Here is a 22,933-nt window from a genome sequence, read left to right on the forward strand (position 1 = left end):
CATCGGGCGCGGGGAAATCACGCACCGGTCTCCGGAGCCGAGATCGAGGGCGCGGGCCTGGCCACTTGGGATCACCGGTGTTAAAAAGGTCGCATGGCGAACCGTTTCGCCCGTTTTCCGCACCTCTCGGTGAAGCGCCTGCTCAGCAAGGGCACGCGGAGCGTGGCCGGGCAGGTGTTGATCTTCCAGGTGGCCCTGGTCGTGCTGCTCGTCGCCTGTGGCGTCTTCGCTCTCATCCTCCAGTCGGAACGCGACACCAGCGCCGAGGCCAGGCGCCGCTCCACAGCCGTGGCGCAGACGTTCGCGCACGCACCGGGCGTCGTCGCGGCACTGCAGGCCCCGGATCCGAGCAAGATCCTCCAGCCGCTCACGGAGGCCGCGCGCAAGGCCGCCGGCGTCGACTTCATCGTGGTCATGGACACCGAGGGCATCCGGTACACGCACCCCTTGCCGGACCGCATCGGAAAGCGGTTCGTGGGCGAGATCGGGCCGTCGCTGGAGGGCAGGACCTACGTGGAGAGCGTCAACGGCCCGCTCGGCCGTGAGGTGCAGGCCACGGTCCCGATCGAGAACGCCGACAGCGAGGTGGTGGGCCTCGTCTCGGCCGGGATGAAGGTCAAGAACGTCGAGAGCCAGCTGACCCGGCAACTGCCGATCATCCTGGGCGCCGGGGCCGGAGCGCTGGTGCTGTCCACCGGGGTGACGGCCCTGGTGGGCAGGCGGCTGCGCCGGCAGACGCACAGTCTGGCCCCGGCCGAGATGAGCCTGATGTACGAGCACCACGACACGGTGCTCCACTCCGTCCGGGAAGGGGTGCTGATCGTGGCCGCCGACGGGCGGCTGATCCTGGCGAACGACGAGGCCAGACGGCTGCTGGAGCTGCCCCCGGACGTCGAGGGGCGGCACGCCTCGGAACTGCCGGGCCTCGATCCCGGCACGAAGGAACTGCTGACCTCCGGGCGCGAGGCCACCGACGAGGTGCACCTCGCGGGAGAGCGGTTGCTCGCGATCAACCAGCGGCCCACGGACCGCGAGGGCGACCCCAGGGGAACGGTGGTGACGCTGCGCGACTCCACCGAGCTCCAGGCGGTGACCGGCAGGGCGGAGGTGGCACGGGAGCGGCTCCGGCTGCTGTACGACGCGGGGCTGCACATCGGCACCACCCTGGACGTGCTGCGTACCGCCGGCGAGTTGGCGCAGGTCCCCGTGCCCCGCTTCGCGGACTTCGTCACCGTGGACCTTGCCGACGCCGTCCTGCACGGCGAGGAGCCGGCCCCCACGGCGACGGACATGCGCCGCGCGGCCGTGTACGGCATCCATGACGAGCATCCGCTCTCCGCACAGGGCCGGCTCTTCGACTATCTGCCCTCCACCCCCCAGGCACGCGGCTACGGCAGCGGCAGCTCCCAGCTGGTGAGCGACCTGCCGTCCGCCACGAGCTGGCGCGTGCAGGACCCGGAGCGCGCCAAGGCGATCATCGACTACGGCATCCATTCGCTGATCACCGCGCCCATCCAGGCCCGGGGCGTCGTGCTGGGCATGGCCAACTTCTGGCGGGCCCGACAGCACGAGCGTTTCAACGAGGAGGATCTGTCGTTGGCGGAGGAGCTGGTGGCCCGGGCCGCGATCAGCATCGACAACGCCCGCCGCTACACCCGCGAGCACACCCTGGCGGTCACCCTCCAGCGCAGCCTGCTGCCGCAGGCCATGCCCGCGCAGAACGCCCTCGACATCGCCTACCGGTACCTGCCCGCCCAGTCGGGTGTCGGCGGGGACTGGTTCGACGTGATCCCCCTGCCGGGGAGCCGGGTGGCACTGGCCGTCGGCGATGTGGTCGGTCACGGTCTGCATGCCGCCGCGACGATGGGCCGGCTGCGGACCGCCGTGCACAACTTCTCCGCCCTCGATCTGCCGCCCGACGAACTGCTGAGCCACCTGGACGACCTGGTCGGGAGCATCGACCAGAAGGAGACGGCGGAGAGCGCGGCGGGCGTCGTGGGCGCCACCTGCCTGTACGGGATCTACGACCCCGTGACGCGCCGCTACGTCGTGGCGCGTGCCGGGCATCTGGCGCCCGCGCTGGTCCGGCCCGACGGAACCGTCACCTTCCCGGACGTGCCGGCCGGTCCGCCCCTCGGTCTCGGCGGCATGCCGTTCCAGACCGCGGAGGTGTGCCTCGCGGAGGGAACCCAGCTCGTCCTGTACACCGACGGTCTCATCGAGGACCGCAGACGCGACCTCGACGTGGGGATGGAACTGCTGCGCGAGGCGCTCACCGGCCATCCCGGCCGGCCACCCGAGGAGACCTGCCAGGATGTACTGGACAGTCTCCTCCCCCGGCGCCCGAAGGACGACGTCGCCCTGCTCGTCGCCCGTACCCGGGGGCTGCCGCAGGACCGGATCGCCGAATGGGACGTACCACCGGACCCGGCCGCCGTCTCCGGCATGCGCGACGCCGTGTCCCGGCACCTCGAAGCGTGGGGTCTTTCGGAGTTCGGCTTCACCATGGAGCTCATCCTCAGCGAACTCATCACCAACGCCATCCGCTACGGCACCGCTCCGATCCACGTACGGCTGATCCGCGACCGCACCCTGATCTGCGAGGTCGCCGACGGCAGCAGCACCTCACCCCATCTGCGGTACGCCGCGACGACGGACGAGGGCGGCCGAGGCCTGTTCCTGGTCTCCCAGATGGCCGAACGCTGGGGCACCCGCTACACCCCCCAGGGCAAGGTCATCTGGGCCGAACAGGCCCTTCCTGAGCCGCTCCAGCAGCCCGTGCCCGGATAGGGTGCCCGGGTCGCACCGAAGGTGAGTCGGGGCAGCGCTCAGGGGAGGGAGGCCCGGCACGATGCAGGTGTCAGAGGTGCCGCGAGCGGTGGCCGCGGCCATGTCCGCCGCGTCGTCGGTCGGCCTGCGGGTCGACGACGCGATCCTGCTGCAGGACTCGAACAAGCTCACTCTGCGTCTGCTGCCCTGTGACGTGCTGGCCCGGGTGGCACCCGTCGGGGACCAGGTCGCGCAGTTCGAAGTCGACCTTGCCCAGCGGCTGGTCGGGGCCGGGTGCCCGGTGGCCGCTCTCGATCCTCGGGTCGAGCCACGTGTCCATGAGCGCGACGGGTTCGTGGTCACCCTGTGGACCTACTACGAGCCCGTGGCACCCGGAGAGATCTCAGCAGCCGACTACGCCGATGCGCTCGCCCGGTTGCATGCCGGCATGCGCCAACTCGATGTCCCGACGCAGCACTTCACGGATCGCGTCGAACAGGCGCAGCGGCTGGTGGCCCACCGCGGGCGGACTCCCGCGCTCGCCGACGCGGACCGGGAACTGCTCGGCGACACGTTACGCGGCCTGAAACGAGCCGTCGGCGAGCGCGGTGGCGCCGAGCAACTCCTGCACGGCGAGCCGCACCCGGGCAACCTGATCAGCACGGAGCACGGGCCGCTGTTCATCGACCTCGAGACGTGTTGCCGAGGGCCCGTCGAATTCGACCTCGCCCACGCGCCCGAGGAGATCGGCGCGCATTGTTCCGGCGTCGACCGGGACCTGCTGCGCGACTGCCGGCTCCTCGTGCTGGCGATGATCACGACGTGGCGCTGGGACCGGGGCGACCGACTCCCGGACGGGCGCCGGCTGGGCACGGAATGGCTCGGCCGGATCCGGGCCGCACTCGATCGCAAAGGTCTGAACAGCCATGGCTGACTGCGAGGCAGCCTGACGCGGCCGTCACCCGGCAGGCCGCGTCAGGCCCCTGTGTGGTTCAGGCGGGCCGGCCCACCTCCGATGCCGAGGTGAGGATGCTGTCGCCCACGACGTCCGCCACCTCTTTCCACTCGGTGAGGGACATCGTCAGGGGCGGCAGGAGTTTCAGGACGTGGCCCAGGCCCGAGGTCTCGGCGATGACACCGGCGCGGAACAAGGCCTGCCGGGCGTGCTCGGCGGCGGCGGAGGTGGCGAACCGGAGGCCGCTCATCGCGCCCTTGCCGACGACCTGGGCGGCGCCTGCGGGGAGGGCCTCGGTGATGCTCGTGAGGCTAGGGCGGATCGCGGCGGCGAGTTCGGTGGTGTGGTGGGTGAAGTGCGGGTCGGTCCAGTGGTCCAGGGCCGCGGAGCCCGCGACGAAGGCGAGGTTGTGGCCGCGGAAGGTGCCGTTGTGCTCGCCGGGAGCCCAGTGGTCGAGGTCGGGCCGGATCAGCAGGGCCGCCATCGGCAGACCCATTCCGCTGAGGGACTTGGACAGACAGACCAGGTCGGGGCGGAGTTCGGGGGCGTCCTCGAAGCTGAAGAAGGTGCCGGTGCGTCCGCAGCCCGCCTGGATGTCGTCCACGACGACCAACGCGCCGGTGGCGTCGGCGAGTTCACGGATCCGGGCCAGCCACGCGCGAGGCGCGGCGTGCAGTCCGCCCTCGCCCTGGACCGTCTCCAGCAGGATCGCGGCGGGCGGGAGCGTGGTCGCCTCCGGGCCGAGGGCGTCCTCCAGGGCGGCGAACGGATCGGGCTCGGCCGCGTCGCCGTACGGCAGGATCGTGACGTCGGTCAGGGGCACGCCCGCCGCTCCGCGCAGCAGCGGGGAGGTCGTGGCGGCGAGGGCACCGAGGGACGCGCCGTGGAAGCCTCCGGTGAAGGCGATCACCTCGGTGCGCCCGGTGACCTTGCGGGCCAGCTTCAGCGCGGCCTCGACGGCGAGGGTTCCGGCCGGTCCGGGGAACTGGACGACGTGGTCGCCGAGGCCGCGCGGCTGAAGGACGAGGCTGGTGAACCGCTCCAGGAAGTCGGCCTTGGCCGTGGTGTGCAGGTCCAGCGACTGCACGGGGCCGCCGGCCGTGAGGTAGGCCGTGACCCGTTCGACGATCTCGGGCGGGTTGTGGCCGTAGTTGAGCGAACCGGCCCCGCACAGCAGGTCGACATAACGGCGTCCGGAGGTGTCCCACAGATGGTGTCCGGCGGCCCGTTCGAAGACCACCGGGAAGTCGCGGCAGTAGCTGCGTACGTTCGACTCGTGACGTTCGAACACCGCGAGGGGCGTCCGGTCGGTCTCGGTCATGTCAGCACGTACCTTTCATGTCAACGGTTGTCGTAACGCGTCGCGGCCCGACGTCACTTGAGGTGTCACTTGACCAGCACCGTTCCGTCACCGGGACGGTGGTCGCGGGAACGGCGCAGGTCGCTGAAGGCGAAGGTCCGCTGGAGCCAGCGGTCGCGGCCGTCGTAGCGCGGGGTGAACGCCGAACGGCCGTGCAGGGTGACCCGGTTGTCGACGACGGCGAGGTCGCCGGAGCGCAGCAGCACCCCCGTGTACGTGCGGTGCGCCACCTCGGCGAGTTCGGCGAGGGCCGCCCGCCCCTCGGGGGTCACGGCCTTGGTGGCCGCCTCGTCGAAGCACCAGTCGGGGTCGTCCGGGTCGCCGGTGAGCACCGCGTGCGCGGTGCCGTCACCGGCCGGACCGAAGGACGGCGGCGCCTCGGTGACGTACTCCGGCCTGCTGAGCGCCTCCCGGGCGCCGGGTGTCAGCAGCGGCAGGACGCGTCGGGCGCAGCTGGTGCGCAGTTCGGCCGTGCCCTCGTGGTCGGGGCGCAGGCACAGCAGCATCACGTAGTCGGGGCGGTGGGGATGGAAGGCGTTCTCGGTGTGGAAGGTGAGTTCGACCGAGCCGACGTTGCCCTGGACCGTCTCCTGGCCGGGCACCGGCACGACGTCCTGGACGAGGGCGCCGGACTTCTCCGCCGCGAACGCGGCCGGGTCGCCGAGCCCGGCCGCGAACAGCAGCAGTGTCGCCGCGGGCAGGGACGGGCCGTGCTGGACCGAGCCCTTCACCATGGGGGTGGGCGGCAGGTGCGCGGCTCCGATGGGGAGCCTCCTGAGGACCAGGGCGCCGTCGGGGCCGGAATGCCTGCGGAACTCCCGTACGGTGCGCCGTACTTCGGCGGGGACGTCCTCCCAGGCGTGCCGGGCGAGCGCCACCCATGCCGGGTCGTCGACCCGGTCGCCCGCCTGGTCCAGCAGTTCCGCCGCCACATGGCCGAGCCGGGCCAGGGTGGGGGCGCCGTACCGCACCGTGCCGTCGGCGCTCGCCGGGGCGTACGGTGCCTGCGTCGTGTCGACGCTGCTCACGTGCGTGTTCCCTTCTCTCCGCTGCGTCCGCGTCACTCGCCCATCGCCCGGACGAGGCTGTTGGGGCGCAGGTCGGTCCACTCGCGCTCGACGTACTCCAGGCAGGCGGTGCGGCTGTCCGGGCCGAAGACGGTGGTCCAGCCGGCGGGCACGGCGGTGAAGTCGGGCCACAGCGAGTGCTGGCCCTCGTCGTTGGCCAGGACCCGGTAGGTGCCGTCGGGGTTCTCGAAGGGATTGGTCATGACGGTTCGGTGTTCCTTTCGGGGGCAGGGAGGCGCTTCGCCTCCCTGCTGTGGGGTGGGGTGGGGTGTGGGGAGTGGGGCCGACGGCGGTCCGCGCGGCTCGCGTCAGCGTTCGACGAAGTCCCAGTAGCGGGAGATCGCGGCCAGGTCGATGTCCGGGATCGCGACCGCCAGGTCCCGCAGTCGCTGCAGCGTTTCGTCGTTGTCGAACTCCAGGGTCGGCTGCCCCGGGTCCGGCGCCCTCCTCGCGTGCTCTTCGAGATACGCCTGGTAGGGCAGGATCGGCAGGTCCTGTCCCCGTTCGCTCGCGCTCCGCAGACGCCGCAGCCACTCGGTGAGCGGGACCGCTTCGCAGACCGTCCCGCGCATCCGGTCGTACTCGCTCATGAAGGCACCGGCTCCGACGCTGCGCGGATGGTGGAGGTGGTGCACACGGGTGGTTCCGTCCGCGGTCAGGATGAGCCCCACGACGGCGCGGGCCAGGACGTCGACCGGGAGCAGCGCTTCCTCCAGATCCGGTCCGGTCGGATAGGCGCCGAGCGCGGCGCAACTGGTGAGCAGTCGGGAGAACATGTCGTCCGGGCTGACGGCACCGGTCGAGGTGTGCGCCCAGATGCGGCCGAGCCGGTGGATGCCGCCGGCGGCCCCTCGTTCGAAGGCACGCTCCACCATGCGGTCGGCGACCCACTTGCTCGCCGCGTACCCGTTCCCGAACGGGTGCTTCTCACCGTCGATCGGTGAATCCTCCCTGACCAGCCGGGAGTTCTGGCCGAGCCCGAACACACCGAGGGTCGAGAGGTGGTGGAACGCCTTCGGCCGGCCTTCGGCGGCCAGGCGCAGCAGGGTTCGGGTGCCCTCCACGTTGGCCGGCTTCAGTCGGTCGTACGGCGAGAGGTGATGGACGTGTGCCCCGCTGTGCACGATCGTGTCGACCCGCTCGCGCAGCCCCGCCCAGTCCAAGGGGTCCAGGCCGAGGTCCGCTGCCGCCAGGTCCCCCCGGACGACATTCAGCCGCGTTTCGTCCGACGCGGGCCCGAGGTCGATGCCGTAGCGCCGCATGGCGTCGGCCAGTCGCTCGCCCGCCTCGGCGTCGGTCCGCGCACGGACGAGGCAGTGCACCCGCGCCGATGTCCCGTGCAGCAGCTCGGCCAGGAGGAAGGCTCCGACGAACCCTGTGGCCCCGGTGAGCAGGATCTCCCGTGGACCGCCGGCATGCGGTACGTCGGGTGAACCGGCAGGGGATGCGCCGGATGTGAAGCGCAGGGCGGGACTCAGCTCGGCTTCCGAGTCCGGCACCCACGACGCGGCGTGCGGGCCGCCGTCGGTGAGGTGGCGGGCCAGTCCCGCCGGGGTGGGTGCTTCGAGCAGCGCCGACAGGCTGAAGCGGATCGCCAGAGCCTCACCGATGCGGCTCGCCAGTCGGGTGGCGAGCAGGGAGTGACCGCCCAGCGCGAAGAAGTCGTCGTCGGCGGAGACCTCGGACATCCCCAGCACCTCGGCGAACAGAGCGCACAGCAGGGCCTCCCGTTCGGTCCTCGGCGCCCGTCCGGTACCGGCCACGGTGTCCGGCGGGGCGGGCAGCGCCCTGCGGTCGAGCTTGCCGTTGGAGTTCAGCGGGATCGTGTCGACCTCGACGAACGCGGACGGTACGAGGTGGGCGGGCAGCGTGGCGGAGAGTTGGGCCCGCAGGTCGTCGGGGTCGAGCAGCACCGCCCGCTTCGCCGGACGCGCAGAGCGTTCACCGCGGGCCAGTGGGGGCTGGTCGCGCAGTTCCCCGCGCCCCTTACGGGGCGCGCTATCGCGCCCGCCTTCGCAGAGGCCGCTCATGGAGGCCTGACGCGGCACGACGTACGCCACCAGCCGCTGGTCGCCCGGACGGTCCTCGCGGGCGATCACGGCGGCCCGGGCCACCCCGTCGAGTGCCGTCAGCGCGGTCTCGATCTCGCCGGGCTCGATCCGGTAGCCCCGGATCTTGACCTGGTCGTCCACGCGACCGGCGTACTCCAGGACCCCGGCCCGGTTCCAGCGGGCCCGGTCCCCCACCCGGTACATACGGGTGCCGGGCGGGCCGTACGGGTCGGCGACGAAGCGCTCCGCGCTCTGGCCGGGCCGTCCGGCGTAACCGCGGGCGAGGCCGGCGCCGGCGAGGTACAGCTCGCCCCACACTCCGTCGGGGACGGGCTGGAGGTGGTCGTCGAGCACGTAGACCCGCGCTCCCCCGATGGGGCGGCCGATGGGCACCGGCCCCGCGGCGAGGTCGTCGTCCGGTTCGAGCCGGTGGACGACACAGCCGACGGTCGCCTCCGTGGGGCCGTACTCGTTGATCACCACGGCCTTGGGGTGCCGCTCGCGCCACTCCTGCAGGGCGGTGCCGTCGAGGGCCTCGCCGCCGATGACCAGGTTGCGGGCGTCGCTGACGCGGTCGGGCAGTGACTCCAGCAGCCGCAGATGGCTCGGGGTGACCTTGAGCAGGTCGGGGGTGGGTGTGTCCTCGTCCAGTTCCCCGAACCGCACCCGGCCGCCCGTGATGAGCGGGGTGAACAGCGTGGTCACCGGCATGTCGAAGGCGAGGGAGGTGTGGACCAGGGACTCGCCCGTCGCGGCCGGGTACATCGCCGCGGCCTCGTTCAGGTAGGCGGCGAGCGAACCGTGTTCGACGACGACTCCCTTCGGGCGGCCCGTCGATCCGGAGGTGTAGATCAGGTAGGCGGCCTGGCGTGGGTGGACCTGGACCCTCAAGTCACCGTCACCGTCACCCTCGGCGCCGGTGGACGGGGCGGCGGCGAGGGCGTCCTCGTCCAGCACGATCGTCGCGCCCGCGTCCGCCACCAGGGCCTCGATCCGCGCCCTCGGGTTCGCCGGGTCGATCGGCAGGTAGGCGGCCCCGGTCTTCAGGACCGCGAGCAGCGCCACGACCACCTCCGGGCGGCGCGGCAGCACCACGGCGACGACGGTCTCCGGTCCGGCCCCGAGGGCTGCGAGGTGCCGGGCGAGCCGGTTCGCGCTGCGGTTCAGCTCGTCGTACGTCAGCTCCGTACCGTCCGCGACGACGGCCACGGCGTGCGCGGTGCGCGCCACCTGGGCCTCGAACAGCGACGGCAGCGACGGCAGCGACGGCAGCGACGCCTCGGGCAGCGGCCGGGCGGTGTCGTTGCGGCGGACGAGCGCGTCCTCGCGTTCGGCGGGGGTGAGCAGAGGCAGGGCGTGCAGGGCACGGGCCGGGTCGGCGGTCACCTCCTGGAGCAGGCGCAGATAGCGAGCGGCGACGCTCTCGGCGGTGGCCCGGTCGAACAGGTCCGAGGCGTACTCGACCCATCCGGACCAGCCGCCCTCGCCGGTCTCGGCGAGCATCAGCGACAGGTCGAACTTGGCGCGGTCGCCCTCCACGTCCCCGACGGTGACCTCGAGTCCGGGCAGTGTGGGTGCGACTGCCCGCTGGTTCACCGTCAGCATCACCTGGAACAGCGGGTGCCGGGCGCGTGAGCGTGCCGGGTTGAGGACCTCGACGAGCTGCTCGAACGGCACGTCGGTGTGGTCGTAGGCCGCCACGTCCGCCGCGCGCACCCGGTCGAGCAGTTCCTCGAACGTGGGGTCGCCGGAGGCGTCGGTCCGCAGCACCAGTGTGTTGGCGAACAGCCCGACGAGGTCTTCGAGCGCGCTGTCCGGGCGGCCCTCCACGGGCGTTCCGACGACGATGTCGTCGCCGGCGCCCAGCCGGTTCAGCAGGGTGACGAGCGCGGCGTGCAGCACCATGAAGGCGCTGGCGCCGCGGTCCCGGCCGAGCGCGTCGATCCGGCCGCGCAGGGCGGCAGGCACCGTGAAGGGCACCGTGCCTCCGCGCTGGGACGCGACGGCCGGCCGGGGCCGGTCGGTGGGCAGCTCGATCTGGTCGGGGATCCCGGCCAGCTCCCGCGTCCAGAAGTCGACCCGGTCGGACGGCAGTTCGCCTTCCCACAGCGCGTAGTCGGCGTACTGGACCGGCAGCGGGGCCCAGTCGGGGGTGCGGCCGGCCAGGCGGGCCTCGTAGGCCGTGGAGAGGTCCTCGGCGAGGGGCCGCATGGAGGCGCCGTCGCCCGCGATGTGGTGCAGGTGCAGCAGCAGGGCGTGTTCACGGTCGCCGTCGGTGAACAGCACGGCGCGGATGGGCAGTTGGTGGTCCAGGGAGAACGGCGTCCGGGCGGCCTCGGCGATCCCCGCGTCGAAGTCGGCCGGGTCGCAGGACCGGGTCGTGAAGCACGGTTCCGTGTCGACGACGACCTGGTGCGGTCCCTCCGGGCCCTCGGCGATCACCGTGCGCAGCACTTCGTGCCGTCCGACGAGGTCGCCGAAGGCGTCCCGCAGGGCGTCCCGGTCGAGGGTGCCGGTCATCCGCAGCACGACGGGGATGGTGTACGTCCGCGCCTGGCCGTCGAGCCGGTCGAGGAACCACATCCGGCGCTGCGCCGCCGACAGGGGCACCCGCTCGGGCCGTTCCCGGCGGACCAACGCGGGCCGCGCGGCCTTCGTGGGCCGACCGGACAGCAGCTCGGCGAGTCCGGCGACCGTCGCGTGCTCGAAGACCTCCCGGATGGACAGCTCGGCGCCGAGGTCGGCCCGGACGCGGTTGACCAGCCGTGCGACGAGCAGGGAGTGGCCGCCGAGGCGGAAGAAGTCGTCGTCGGCGCCGACGTCGGGCACGCCGAGGACGGCCGCGAAGACGTCCGCCACACGCCGCTCCATGCCCTCGGCGGGCCGTCGACCCGAGCCCTCGGTGCTCAGGTCCGGAGCGGGCAGCGCCTTGCGGGCGATCTTGCCGTTGGCGGTCAGCGGCAGGGTCTCCAGGACGACGAAGGCGGCGGGGACCATGTAGTCGGGAAGGGCCTGTGCGGCGGCGGCGCGCAGGGCGGCCGGGTCCGCCGAACAGTCTGTCTCCGGTACGACGTAGGCGACGAGGCGCTTGTCGCCGGGGGTGTCCTCGCGGACGACCACGGCGGCCGCGTCGATGCCGGGCTGGGCGGTGAGGACGGCCTCCACCTCACCGAGTTCGATACGGAACCCGCGGATCTTGACCTGGTCGTCGACGCGGCTGACGAACTCCAGCAGTCCGGCGGCCGTCCAGCGGGCCAGGTCACCGGTGCGGTACATCCGGGATCCGGGCGGGCCGTACGGGTTGGCGACGAAGCGTCCGGCGGTCAGGCCGGGGCGGCCGTGGTAGCCGCGGGTGACGAGGTCGCCCGCGACGTACAGCTCGCCCGCGGTGCCGACGGGCGCCGGGCGCAGCAGGGCGTCCAGCACGTACATCTGGGTGTTCCAGGCGGGTGTGCCGATGGTGATGACGCCGGGCGGCACGGGGTCGCCGGGTTCGATGCGGAAGAGGCTGCAGCCGATGGTGGTCTCGGTGGGGCCGTACTCGTTGAGGACGGTCACCCCGGGGTGGCGGGCGCGCCAGGCGTCCAGTACGTCGCCGAGCAACGACTCGCCGCCGAGGACGAGTTGGCCCCCGGGCGAGTACTCCTCGGGCACCGCGCCGAGCAGGTGCAGATGGCTGGGGGTGGCCTTGACGAAGTCGGGCCGGGTGACGTGGGCGTCCGGGTCGGGTCCGCTGGACGTCCAGCGGACCAGTTCCACGGTGCCGCCGGAGATCAGCGGGCCGAACATGCCGGTGGCGGTGAGGTCGAAGGAGACCGGCGAGTGCACCAGGACGCGGCGGCGCAGGCTCGCGTACTCGGCCGTCGCCCACGCCAGGTAGGCGACGAGCGAGCGGTGTTCGACGACGACCGCCTTGGGCCGCCCGGTCGAGCCCGAGGTGAAGATGACGAACGCGGCGTGCTCGGGCCGACGGACCGCTCCGGTGAGCGGGGCGGACGACTGTTCGGCGAGCGTCGGGTCGTCCGTCAGGACGACTGGGGCTGCGGTCAACGGCCGTACGGTATCGGCCAGTTCGGCCGTGGTGACGACCGCGACCGGTGCGATGTCCTCCAGCATGAAGGCGAGCCGGTCGGCCGGGTGCGCCGGGTCCAGCGGCAGATAGCCGGCCCCCGTCTTCAGAGCGGCCAGCAGCGTCACCGGGATGTCCTCGCAGACCGGCATCAGTACGGCGACGTACCGCTCGGGACCGGCGCCGAGGGCGGACAGGTGCCGGGCCAGCCGGTTGGCCCGGGCGTCGAGTTCGGCGTAGGACAGCTCGGTGGTGCCGAAGACGACGGCGGGGGCGTGCGGGGTACGGACCGTCTGGGCTTCGATCAGGTCGGTGAGGGTCTGTGACGGCACCTCGTGGCCGGTGGCGTTCCAGTCGGCGAGCAGCAGGCGCCGCTCGCCGGCGTCCACGACGTCGAACTCCCCCACGGGGCGGCCGGGTTCGGCGACGACGTCGGTGAGGAGCCGGGTGAATCGCTCCGCGATCCGCGCGGCCGAGTCGCGGTCGAACAGGTCGGTGGCGAACTCCAGGAGCCCGCTCACCCCGCCCTCGGGCCGCTCGGTGAGGAAGAACGACAGGTCGAACTTGGCGGCCGGCGAGGCCACCGGCTGCACGCGCGCCGACAGTCCGGGCAGTTCGACGGCGAGGTCGAGCGCCGTCTGCTGGTCGGCGTTGTTGAAGTTCAGGCCGGTCTGGAACAGGGGGTGCCGGGCGGTGGAGCGCACCGGGTTGACCGCTTCCACGAGCCGCTCGAACGGCACGTCCTGGTGGGCGTAGGCGGCCAGGTCGGCGGCCCGCACCCGGCGCAGCACCTCGGTGAAGTCGGGGTCACCGGTGAGGTCGGTGCGCAGGACGAGGTTGTTGGCGAAGTAGCCGACCAGGGGCGTCAGGGCGTCGTCCGTGCGGCCCGCGACGGGCGAGCCGATGACGATGTCGTCGCCGGCGCCGAGCCGGTGCAGCAGGGTGGCCAGGACCGCGTGCACGACCATGAAGACGGTCGTGTGGTGCGCGCGGGCGAGCCGTACCAGAGCCTCGTGGACCTCGGGTCCGACGGCGAAGGGCACCGTGTCGCCGCGGTGGGTGGGGACGGCGGGCCGGGGCCGGTCGAAGGGCAGCTCCATCTGCTCGGGCAGCCCGGCGAGCGCGCCCCGCCAGTAATCGAGCTGCCGGGACAGGACACCGTCCGCGTCGTCGGACTCCCCCAGGGTCTGCCGCTGCCATACCGCGAAGTCGGCGTACTGGACCGGCAGTTGAGCCCAGCCGGGTTCCTCGCCCTCGGTCCGGGCCGCGTAGGCGGTGGCGAGGTCGCGGGCGAGCGGGGCCATCGAGGCGCCGTCGCCGGCGATGTGGTGCAGGACGAGGAGCAGGACATACGCGCTCTCGCCGAGGTCGAACAGGGTGGCCCGCAGCGGAGGTTGGGTGGTGAGGTCGAACGGGGTGCGGACGGCTTCGGCCAGTCGCGCGGCGAGTCCCTCCTCGTCGACGCCCACCACGTTCAGCGGCGGCACCGACGGCAGCACGACCTGGTGGGGGCCGTGTCCGTCCTCGGCGAAGACCGTGCGCAGGGCCTCGTGCCGCGCCGCCAGGTCGTCCAGGGCGGCGGTGAGCGCGGCCACGTCGAGGTCGCCGGTCAGGCGTAGCGCGACGGGCAGGTTGTACGTCGGGGACGGGCCCTCGAAGCGGTGCAGGAACCACAGCCGTTCCTGGGCGTACGACAGCGGCAGGCGCCCCTCGCGCGGCTGGGCCGTGACGCCGGTGCGGCGCGGTCCGCTCCCGGCCAGCCGGGCCGCGAGCTTCGCCACGGTCGTCGCCTCGAACAGCACCGACAGTTCGATGTCGACGTCGAGGGCGGCGCGGATGCGGCTCGCCAGCCGCGTCACCAACAGGGAGTGGCCGCCGAGCGAGAAGAAGTCGTCGTCGATCGACACCTCGGGCACACCGAGCACCTCGGCGAACAGGCCGCACAGGATCTCCTCCTGCGGGGTGCGCGGCGCGCGTCCGGTGGTGTGCGTGAGGTCCGGGGCGGGCAGGGCCTTACGGTCGAGCTTGCCGTTCGGGGTGAGGGGCAGCTCCTCCAGGGTGACGATCTGGGCCGGGACCATGTACTCGGGCAGCCGGGCGGCGAGCCGGTCGCGGATGTCGTCGGCGGCGTCGAGCGGGGCGCCCGGGTCAGCGGGGACGACGTATCCGACGAGCCACTGGCCGTGGACGGCCGCGGCGGCCTGCGCGACGGCCGGGTGGTCGGCCAGCGCGTCCTCGATCTCACCGAGTTCGACCCGGAAGCCGCGCAGCTTGACCTGGTTGTCGGCGCGGCCCAGGTACTCCAGTTCGCCGTCCGCCGTCCAGCGGGCCACGTCGCCCGTGCGGTACATGCGGGATCCGGGCGGCCCGTAGGGGCTCGCGACGAACCGTTCGGCGGTCAGGGCGGGCCGGTCGAGGTAGCCGCGGGCGAGCTGGACGCCCTCGACGTACAGCTCGCCGGGCACGCCGGCCGCGACCGGCGCCAGCGTCGCGTCGAGGACGTACGCGCGGGTGTTGGCGATGGGGCCGCCGATCAGCACGGTCTCGGTGTCGGGCGGCGCGGCCCAGGCGGTGACGTCGACGGCGGCCTCGGTCGGACCGTAGGCGTTGAGCAGCACGGCGCCGGAGTCGTCGTGGAAGCGGCGGACCAGCTCGGCGGGCAGGGCCTCGTCTCCGGAGACGACCAGGCGCACGGAGCTCGGCAGCCGGGTCTCGGCCAGGTAGGCGCCGAGCATGGACGCGCTGAGGTGGACGACGCCGACGGACTCCTCGCTCATCAGCCGCTCCAGGTAGAGCGGGTCGCGGTGGCCGTCGGGCCGGGCCACGACGAGGGTGCCGCCGTACATCAGGGTCCAGAAGACCTCCCACACCGACACGTCGAAGCTGACCGGCGTGGACTGCAGCACCCGCTCGCCCGTCGCGAGCCGGTGGTCGCGCTGCATCCACCACAGCCGGTTCGCCATGCCCGCGTACGTGTTGACCGTGCCCTTGGGCCGGCCGGTGGAGCCCGAGGTGTAGATGACGTACGCGGCGTTGTCGCCGTGGGCCCTCACCCCGGGGTTCTCCACGGGCCCCTCGGCGTCGGGTGCGATGCGCTCGAAGCCGTCCGCGTCCCGGTCGGAGATCAGCAGCCGGGCGCCGGAGTCGTCGAGGATGTACGCGATGCGGTCGGCAGGGTAGCCGGTGTCGATCGGCACGTACGCGGCGCCCGCCTTGATCACCGCCCACAGTGCCACCATCAGGTCGACCGAGCGCGGCAGCATCACGGCGACCCGTGACTCGGGTCCGACGCCCCGCGCGCGCAGGGCGTGTGCGAGCCGGTTCACCCGGGCGTTGAACTCGCCGTACGTGACCCGGTCGCCTTCGAAGAGGACCGCCTCGGCGTCCGGGTCCCGCAGCGCGTGCGCCTCGAACAGCTCGACCGCCGAGCCCTCGCCGTCGAACGCCACGGCGGTGTCGTTCCAGCCGTGCAGGACGAGGGCGCGGTCGTCGGCGCCGAGCACGTCCACCTGGGACAGCCGCTGTCCGGGGTCGGCGGTGACGCCCTGGAGGACGCGTACGAAGCGGGCCGCGAAGCTCTGCGCCGTGCGGCGGTCGTACAGGTCGGTGGCGTACTCCAGACGGCACAGCAGCCCGCCGTCCTCGTGGACGTGGCAGTCGAAGTGCACGTCGAACTTGGCGGTGCCGCTGGTCACCGGGCCGGGGTCGGCGGTGACGCCGGGCAGGTCGAAGCGGGCCTCGGTGAGGTCGAGCCAGGCCAGCATGACCTGGAAGAAGGCGTGCCGGGAGCGGGAGCGCTCGGGGTTGAGCTCCTCCACGAGGCGTTCGAACGGCACGCCCTGGTGGGCGTACGCGGCCAGGCCCGTCTCGCGGACGCGGACCAGCAGTTCCTCGAAGGTCGGGTCGCCGGAGGTGTCCATGCGGTAGACGAGGGTGTTGATGAAGACGCCGACCACGTCGTCGAGCACCGAGTCGGGCCGGTCGGCGATCACACCGCCGAGCGGGATGTCCTCCCCCGCGCCGAGCCGGGTCAGCAGCAGGGACACGGCGGCTTGGAGAATCATGAACGGGGTCGTGCGGGTACGGCCGGCCAGGTCCAGCATCCGCTGGTAGAGCTCCGCGTCGACGGGGAACTCCACGTGGTCGCCGCGGTGGGTGGCCACGGCCGGGCGCGGCCGGTCGCCGGGGAAGGTGACCTCGGGCGGGAGGCCGTCGAGGTGCTCCTTCCAGTAGTCGATCTGGCGCGGCAGGTCCGCGGCGAGTGTCTCGCGCTGCCAGATCGCGAAGTCCGGGTACTGGACCGTGAGTTCGGGGAATCCGGAGGCGTGACCGCTGCTCCGGGCGCGGTAGGCGGAGGTGATGTCCTCGGCCATCGGGCGCATCGAGGCGCCGTCCGCCGCGATGTGGTGCACGACCAGCAGCAGGACGTGGGTGTCGGGGCCGGTCTCGTACAGCGTCGTCCGCAGCGGCACGTCGCAGGTCAGGTCGAAGGGGCGGGCGGCGTCGGCGGCGAGGTCCGGGGCGGCGTCCCGTACGAACTGCGTGCTGTAGGGCGTCTCGGGCGGCAGGACGACCTGGTGCGGACCGTCGGCGTCCTCCGGGTAGACGGTGCGCAGCGCCTCGTGGCGGGCGACGAGGTCGGCCAGGGCGCCGGCGAGGGCGTCGGTGTCGAGGGCGCCGGTCAGCCGGATCTGGAGGGGGATGTTGTACGTCCCCGAGGCGCCCTGGAGTTGCTGGAGGAACCACATGCGTTCCTGGGCGAACGACAGCGGGACGCGGCCGGGCCGCTCCTCGGCCGTGATGCGCTTGGCCTGCGGGGCCAGCCGGGTCAGCCGTTCGGCGACGCCGGCGACGGTCGGCCCGGCGAAGACGTCCCGCAGGGACAGGTCGACGCCGAACTCGTCGCGGACGCGGTGGACGAGGCGGATCATCAGGATCGAGGTGCCGCCGAGCGCGAAGAACTCGTCGTGCACGCCGACTCGTTCGACGCCGAGCACGTCGGCGACGATGGCGCAGAGCTTCTCCTCTTCGGGCGAACGGGGATCGCCGCCCGTGACGGTGGCGGCCGCGGTCGGCGCGGGTGCGTCGGCCGTGCGGACGCCGGTGACCAGCAGCCGGTCCTCCTCGCTCACGGCGGTCAACTCACCGGCCTTGACGTCGAGTCCGGCCGCCGCGCCGCCGAGCAGGCCGGCGAGGTGGTCGGCGACGCGGGCGACGGCCGACGCGTCGAAGGCGCCGGCGAGGTAGGAGAAGCGCAGCCGCAGCCGGTCGCCGGGGAAGACGGACAGGCTGACCGGGTAGTGGGTGCGCTCGACGAGGCCGGCGTGGGCCAGGCGCAGTCCGCCGGCCTCGATGCCGTCGTCCATCGGGTAGTTCTCGAAGGCGACGATGGTGTCGAACAGCGCGTCGAAGCCCGACGCGCGCGTCAGCTCCGCCAGCGAGGCGTGCTGGTGGGCGTCGAGGGAACGCTGCTCGTGCTGGACCCGGGCCAGCAGCGCGGCCAGCGGCTCGTCAGGGTCGATCCGTACGCGGACCGGCAGGGTGTTGACGAACAGCCCGACCATCGTCTCCGCGCCGGGCAGCTCGGGCGGGCGCCCGGAGACGGTCGCGCCGAACACGACGTCGGCACGGTCGGTGAAGCCGCTCAGCAGCAGGGCCCACAAGCCCTGGACGACGGTGTTGAGGGTGAGCCGGTGCGCACGGGCGGTCGCCGACAGCGTGTCGGTCAGCGCCTCGGGCAGCACCAGTTCGTGGACGTCGTGGCCGTCGGAGGTGCGGTCGGCGGGGGCGAGCAGGGTGGGTGCGGCCAGGCCGGCGAGGTGGGCGCGCCACGCCTCGGCGGCGGCCTCGTGGTCCTGTCCGCGCTGCCAGGCCAGGTAGTCGCGGTACGGGACGGCCGGGGGCAGGTCGGCGCCGCCGTACAGGCTGAACAGGTCACGCACCAGCACCGGCAGGGACCAGCCGTCCAGCAGCAGGTGATGGTGGGTCAGGACAAGGCGGTTCCCGAGGGCGGTGAAGCGCAGCAGGGGCGGCCGTACGACGCTGAAGCCGCGCGCCCGGTCGCGGGCGAGGAACGCCTCCACGTCGTCCTCGTCCCGCTCCTCCCAGGGCACCTTGACGTCGGCGGGGACGACCTGGACGGGGGCGCCGGCCGAGCGGCTGCGGAAGGCGGCGCGCAGGTTGGGGTGGCGGTGCAGCAGCGCGGTGGCGGCGTTCCTCATCCGCTCGGTGTCGAAGCCGCCGTCGATCTCCAGGACGAGCTGGCCGACGTACGGGTCGTCGGGCTCGTACAGCGCGAGGAAGAGCAGGCCCTCCTGGAGCGGGGAGAGCGGCAGCACGTCGGTGGCGCCGCGGAACCGGTCCAGTTCGTCCTGGGTGATCCGGACGAGGGGTACGTCGGAGACGGTGAGTCCGCCTCGCGTGTGGACGGCGAGTTCGGCGAGGGCCGCGGTCCAGGCCTCGGCGAGGGCGCGGACGTCGGTCTCGGTGAGGACACCGGAAGGGTAGGTCCACTCGGCGGTGAGCTCGCCGTCGCGGACGTAGGCGTCGATCTGGAGGGCGTGGGTGAGCGCGAGGCCGTCGTCGGCGAGGAGTTCCACGGCCGTCGCGTCGTCGGCGAGGCGCCAGCCGCCGAGGTCGGTCGCGTCCAGGCGGCCCAGGTAGTTGAAGGAGATCTGGGGTGCGGACAGGCCGGTGAGGCGGTCGCGGAGCAGGTCGTGGCCGCGGCCGCCGTGCGGGACGGCGCGCAGCTCCTCCTTGGTCCGCTTGAGCAGGGCGGGGCCGGTCTCGGTGCCGGCGGCGAGGCGGACCGAGTGGATACGGGTGAACCAGCCGACGGTGGTGGACAGGTCCATGCCGTCGGGGAGGTGGTCGCGTCCGTGGCCCTCCAGGTCGACCAGGACCGCCCCCTCGCCCCGGTGGCGCTGTACGGCGGCCGAGAGCGCGGCGAGGAGGATGTCGTCGGGGGTCGCCCGGTAGGCGGCCGGCAGCGTGGTCAGCAGGGTGCCGGTGAGGGCCGGCGGGACGGTGACGGTGATCGAGCGGGCGGTGCCGTGGACGTCCTGGGCGGGGTCGAGGGGGCGGGCGCCGAGGACGGGTTCGGTGGTGGACAACAGGTCGGTCCACAGCGGGAGTTCGTCGTCGGGAGCCTGGAGGTGGGCGGCCCAGCGGCGCAGGGAGGTTCCGGCCGGGGACAGCTCGCCGTCCGCGAGGGCCTCGGCGAGGTCGGTCAGCAGGATGCGCCAGGACACGCCGTCCACGACCAAGTGGTGGAGGACGAGCAGCAGTCGGCCGGACTCGAACCACACGGCCCGGACCATCTCGCCGTCGTCGGGCGACAGTGCGCGCCGGGCGGCCTCCTTGTACGCGGCCACGTCCTCGTCCTGGGCGCGGGTCAGGCAGTCCTCGGCCCGTACGGCGCCCACGGGCCGGATGTTCCGGCCTCGCATGCGCAGGGCGTCGTGGCGGTCGAGGACACGTTGCAGGGCCGCGTGGAGGCGGTCGTAGGACAGGCCGGGCCCGGCGGTCAGGAGGAGGGACTGGGCGAACCCGGCGGTGGGGCCGCCGCGTTCGGCGAGGCGCCGGGCCATCGGTGTCTCGGGGAGTTCGCCGACCGGGTCGTCCTCGACGGGCGTGGACGCCGGTGCCGTGGTCGCCGCGGTGGCGAGGCGGGCGACGGTCGGGTGGTCGAAGACGTCCTGGGGGGTGAGGTGGAGGCCCTGGCGGCGGGCGCGGCTGACGAGCTGGATGGCGTGGATGCTGTCCGCGCCGAGGGCGAACAGGTCGTCGTCCACGCCCAGTTCGGGCCGGTTCAGCAGGTCGGCGGCGAGGGCGTGCAGGGTGTGCTCGGTGGGGGTGCCGGGCGCGCGTCCGCTGACCGGCTGGGCCGGGGCGGGCAGGGCCCGGCGGTCGACCTTGCCGTTGGGGGTGACCGGGATCGACGGCAGGACGTGGACGCCGACGGGCACCATGTGGGCGGGCAGCAGGGTCGCCAGGTGGGCCCGGGGGTCGGTCCGCGGGGTGCCGGTCACATAGCCGACGAGCTGCCGGGCGCCCGCCGCCGAGTCATGGACGAGGACCACGGCCTGTTCGACGCCGGGCACCGCGGCCAGCACGGCCTCGACCTCGGCCGGTTCGACCCGCTGGCCGTTGATCTTGATCTGGTCGTCGGCGCGTCCGACGAACTCCAGGTCTCCGTCGGCCCGTCGGCGCACCAGATCGCCGGTGCGGTACATACGGGTGCCGGCCAGGCCGTGCGGGTCGGCGACGAACCGCTCGGCGGTCGGGCCGGGGCGGTCGAAGTAGCCGCGGGCGAGCTGGACGCCCGCCAGGTACAGCTCGCCGGTGACGCCGTCCGGGACCGGTTGCAGCGCCGGGTCGAGCACGTAGGCGCGGGAGTTGTGGGTGGGGGTGCCGATCGTGACCGGCACGCCGGGGGCGCAGGCGTGGGAGGTGGCGGTCACCGAGAACTCGGTGGGGCCGTAGGAGTTGTGGAGCTCGGCGCCGCATTCGCGGTGGAAGCGCTCGGCGAGCCCGGCGGGCAGGGCCTCGCCGCCGCAGCTGACCATGCGCAGCGAGTCGACCGGCACGTACTCGTCGAGGAACGGGCCGAGCATCGCCGGGACGAAGTGGATGACGGTGACCCGCTCGTCGCGGACCAGCCGGGCCAGGTAGGCCGGGTCGCGGTGGCCGTCGGGGCGGGCGACGACGAGGGTCGCGCCGCGGGTGAGGGTCCAGAACACCTCCCACACCGACACGTCGAACCCGACCGGCGTCTTGTGCACGACCCGGTCCGCCGGGGTCAGCCGGTACTCGTCCTGCATCCAGGCCAGCATGTTGGCGATGCCGGCGTGGGTGACGACGGTGCCCTTGGGACGGCCGGTGGTGCCCGAGGTGTGGATGACGTACGCGGCGTGGTCCCCCCGCAGGGCGACGCCGGGGTCGGTCTCGGGCTCGCCCTCGCCGAGGGTCCGTACGTTCGCCTCGTCGATGACGAAGGACGTACGGGAGTCGGCGAGGACATAGGCGATCCGGTCAGCCGGGTAGCCGGTCTCGACCGGCACGTAGGCGGCGCCGGTCTTCAGCACCGCCCACAGCGCGACGATCAGGTCGAGCGAGCGCGGCAGTCGCACGGCCACCCGCGACTCCGGTCCCACGCCGCGTCCGCGCAGGGCGTGCGCGAGGCGGTTCACTCGGGCGCCCAGCTCGCCGTACGTCAGCCGCTCGCCCTCGAAGACGACGGCCTCGGCGGCCGGGTCCTGGGCCACGCACGTCTCGAACAGCTCCACCAGCGAGCGCGGGTCAGCGGCTCGGTCGGTGGTGTGGTGGGCGTGGAAGCGCTCCCGGTCCGTGTCGGAGAGCAGGTCGAGGGCGCCGATGGGCAGTTCCGGGTGCTCGGTGGCGGTGGTGAGGAGGCGGGCGTAGCGGTCGCGGTGGGCGGCGGCCGTCTCGGGGGTGAAGCGGCCGGGATGGGCGTTGACGGTGAGCTCGATGCCGTCGCCGGCCTCGGGGTCGCCCCACGCGTGCAGGGCGAGGTCGCGGACCGGGCCGGAGGCCAGCTGGTGCGCCTCGGCCTGGAAGGGCCCGAAGGGCAGGCGGGCGGCGGCGAAGGAGAGGACGTTCAGGGACGGGCCGTTCAGGGTGCCCGGGTGGGCGGTGGCGGCGAGGTCGCGGCGGAGTTCGTCGTGCGGGTAACGCTGGTGGCGGGTCGCCTCGGCCAGTCGGGTGGCGACCCGGTCGAGCAGTTCGGTGAAGGTCGTCGCTCCGTCGACGGGGATCCTGAGCGGGACGTCATTGACGAGCATGGCGGGCGTCGCCAGGGCGTGCGGGCTGAGGCGGGCGGCCATGAACACGCGGACGAGGACGTCGTGGGCGCCGGTGACGCGGTGGGTGTGCGCGGCCATGGCGGCGATCACGGGCAGGGACCAGCGGGACCCGGCGAGGCCGCGCACACGCAGAGCGGTCTCCTCGGGCAGCCGGAGGTTCACGCCGGGCAGGCTGGGTGCGAGTCCCGTGGCGCCGGACCCCAGCTCGGTGGACTCGGGCAGGTCGGCGAACTCCCGCTGCCAGTAGGCGCCGTCGCGCTCGTGGCGGGCGGAGCCGAGGTAGGCGTTCTCCTCGGCCAGGACCTCGCTGAGGGTGCCGAAGCCGCTCGCGGGTGGCTGCTCGCCCGCCGCGAGGGCCGTGTAGACCTCCAGTACGCGGCGGCAGTGCAGGACCTGTCCGTAGCCGTCGAGGAGGATGTGGTGGTAGCGGAAGTGGAACCAGTGCCGGTCGGGGCCGAGGCGCAGCAGGGTGTGGCGGAACAGCCGGTCACCGGTGAGCGGGACGGGCCGGGCCTGGTCGGCGTCGATCCAGGCGCGGGCGGCACCGGCCGGGTCGGGCTCGCCGCTGAGGTCGAGATACCCCAACTCCCCCGTGACGGACGGGTCGACGACCTGTCGGGCCGCTTCCCCGCCCTCTTCTCCGTCGTCGTGGAAGCGGACCCGCAGCGCCTCGGTCTCGGCCACGGCCTGCTCGACGGCGCGGCTCAGCAGGGCGCGGTCCACGGGGCCGGGGACGTCGTAGTAGATGCCGCAGGTGTACTGAGGGCTGTCGGGGGCGAGGTGCTGGGCGACCCACACCCCTCGCTGGGCGGCGGTGAGCGGTAGCGAAGTGTTCATG

The 22,933-nt window shown here is 73.1% G+C and carries 6 protein-coding genes; 2 read left to right on the forward strand and 4 right to left on the reverse strand.

Going from position 1 to position 22,933, the window contains the following annotated elements:
* Positions 1-93: 93 nt before the first annotated feature.
* Positions 94-2,790, forward strand: coding sequence for a SpoIIE family protein phosphatase (locus tag AQJ67_RS19545; RefSeq protein ID WP_208615002.1), 2,697 nt, complete (start codon positions 94-96; stop codon positions 2,788-2,790).
* A 61-nt stretch (positions 2,791-2,851) separates the two neighbouring features.
* Positions 2,852-3,703 carry a phosphotransferase enzyme family protein gene (locus AQJ67_RS19550; protein WP_062720279.1) on the forward strand — a complete coding sequence of 284 codons (852 nt, stop codon included), beginning with the start codon at positions 2,852-2,854 and terminating at the stop codon, positions 3,701-3,703.
* A 58-nt stretch (positions 3,704-3,761) separates the two neighbouring features.
* On the opposite strand, the gene AQJ67_RS19555 is transcribed toward AQJ67_RS19550, so the two are convergent.
* From AQJ67_RS19555 to AQJ67_RS19570, 4 genes are all read right to left on the reverse strand, one after another.
* Positions 3,762-5,045, reverse strand: a complete 1,284-nt coding sequence (locus AQJ67_RS19555; protein WP_062720280.1) for a diaminobutyrate--2-oxoglutarate transaminase — start codon at positions 5,043-5,045, stop codon at positions 3,762-3,764.
* Positions 5,046-5,110: 65 nt separating this feature from the next.
* The gene (locus tag AQJ67_RS19560; RefSeq protein ID WP_062720281.1) at positions 5,111-6,112 is read right to left on the reverse strand and encodes a TauD/TfdA family dioxygenase; all 1,002 of its coding nucleotides are present in this window, start codon (positions 6,110-6,112) and stop codon (positions 5,111-5,113) included.
* A 32-nt stretch (positions 6,113-6,144) separates the two neighbouring features.
* Positions 6,145-6,354, reverse strand: coding sequence for an MbtH family protein (locus AQJ67_RS19565; protein ID WP_062720282.1), 210 nt, complete (start codon positions 6,352-6,354; stop codon positions 6,145-6,147).
* 105 nt (positions 6,355-6,459) lie between these two features.
* Entirely contained in the window at positions 6,460-22,932 is a 16,473-nt protein-coding gene (locus AQJ67_RS19570) for a non-ribosomal peptide synthetase (RefSeq protein ID WP_062720283.1), read from the reverse strand.
* Position 22,933: the final 1 nt, after the last annotated feature.

It is taken from the genome of Streptomyces caeruleatus (assembly GCF_001514235.1).
Classification (GTDB): domain Bacteria; phylum Actinomycetota; class Actinomycetes; order Streptomycetales; family Streptomycetaceae; genus Streptomyces; species Streptomyces caeruleatus.